The organism is Rhizobium leucaenae USDA 9039 (assembly GCF_000426285.1).
Lineage (GTDB): Bacteria > Pseudomonadota > Alphaproteobacteria > Rhizobiales > Rhizobiaceae > Rhizobium > Rhizobium leucaenae.
On sequence record NZ_AUFB01000092.1, the window covers coordinates 1 to 1,650 of the forward strand.

At 61.0% G+C, this 1,650-nt stretch carries 1 protein-coding gene; it reads left to right on the forward strand.

The genetic code is table 11. The features are described from left to right. Window positions 1–117: 117 nt before the first annotated feature. A complete protein-coding gene (locus K290_RS0133340; protein WP_004126005.1) occupies window positions 118–1,455 on the forward strand; it encodes an ISNCY-like element ISRtr6 family transposase in 1,338 nt (445 codons plus the stop codon). Window positions 1,456–1,650: the final 195 nt, after the last annotated feature.

Genomic DNA, 1,650 nt, shown 5'->3' on the forward strand with positions numbered 1-1,650 from the left:
TTATTGATATTATTAAGTGAATCTGAATTTTGCGCAAGCAAGGCCCGGCGGTTTCAGGTATACTTTGGGCTCATGCCACTGATTCCGAAGCACAATCTGCAACCGCCGGAGCCGACAATGCGCCAGGAACGCACCGTCCAAGCCAGTATATTCGATCTTTTCGCCACGCACGAGATCGGCCACGAACTGAAGTCGATGTCGCAGTGGCTGGACGAGCACCACGATCTGTTTGGCTTGGTGGGGCGGGATCTGGGTCGGCACGGCGTCAAGGCCACCGGACGGCAAGGGCTGCCGGCCGAGGCAGTGCTGCGTTGCGCATTGCTCAAGCAATACCGGCAGCTGAGCTACCAGGAACTGGCGTTCCATCTCGAGGACTCCGCGTCGTTTCGGGCCTTTGCGCGCCTGCCGTGGTCATGGAGCCCGCAAAAGTCAGTGCTGCAAAAGACGATCAGCGCGATCCGACCCGAGACCTGGGAAGTGATCAATCGGGCGCTGCTGTCGAGCGCTCGGCAGGCGAAGCTGGAAGACGGCACGGTCGTGCGGCTGGACAGTACAGTGACCTCGGCACTCATGCACGAACCGAGCGACAGCAGCCTGCTGTGGGATGCCGTGCGGGTCATGGTGCGCCTGCTGAAGAAGGCAGATACCTTGGTCGGCGCCGGCCTGGCATGGCGCGATCATTGCCGCGCGGCCAAGAAGCGTGCCCGCGAGATCCAGTTCACACGCGGTCAGCCCAATCGGGTCCGGCTCTACCGTGAGCTGATCGCGATCGCCTGCGCGACCTTGGCATACCTGAAGCAGGCAACCGAGCGACTGGCAGCGGCGAGCAATCCGCTCGTCCAACTCTGGCAGGCCCAGGTTTGCCGCTATCGACCGCTGATCGAACGCATCATCAAACAGAGCGAGCGGCGAGTACTGGCGGGCGAGAAGCTGCCGGCGGGCGAGAAGCTGGTAAGCCTGTTCGAACCCCATGCCGATATCATCGTCAAAGGTAGCCGCGAGACCGAATACGGCCACAAGCTCAACCTGACCACCGGCAGAAGCGGCATGATCCTCGATCTGGTGATCGAGGCAGGTAATCCGCCCGACAGCGAGCGGCTGCTGCCGATGCTGGAGCGCCACATCGCCGTCTATGGAAACGCGCCGCGGCAGGCGGCGGCCGACGGCGGCTTTGCCAGTCGCGGCAACCTGGCCACAGCCAAGACCTGGGGCGTTCGCGACATGGCATTCCACAAGAAAGCTGGCCTCAAGGTCGAGGACATGGTCAGAAGCAATTGGGTCTATCGCAAGTTGCGCAACTTCCGCGCCGGTATCGAAGCCGGAATATCATGCCTCAAGCGTGCCTACGGCCTGGCACGCTGCACCTGGCGGGGCCTTGACCACTTCAAGACCTACGTCTGGTCCTCCGTCGTGGCTTACAACCTCGTCCTCTTCATCCGCCTCAAACCGACCTGAACTCCGACCAGCTTTTAGAATTGCGCCGTCGCTACAATGCCGGCCTCGTGGCGTACGCCTCAGCGCCGCCAACTGTATACTGCCCAATCACAAGCGTTCATGATCCTGTCCGTCGCCCCAAAACCACTCTCACCGCAAAGGACAAACCCTTGTAAACGCGCTTAAATACGCCTGTTTGTGGACGGAAACTAGCTA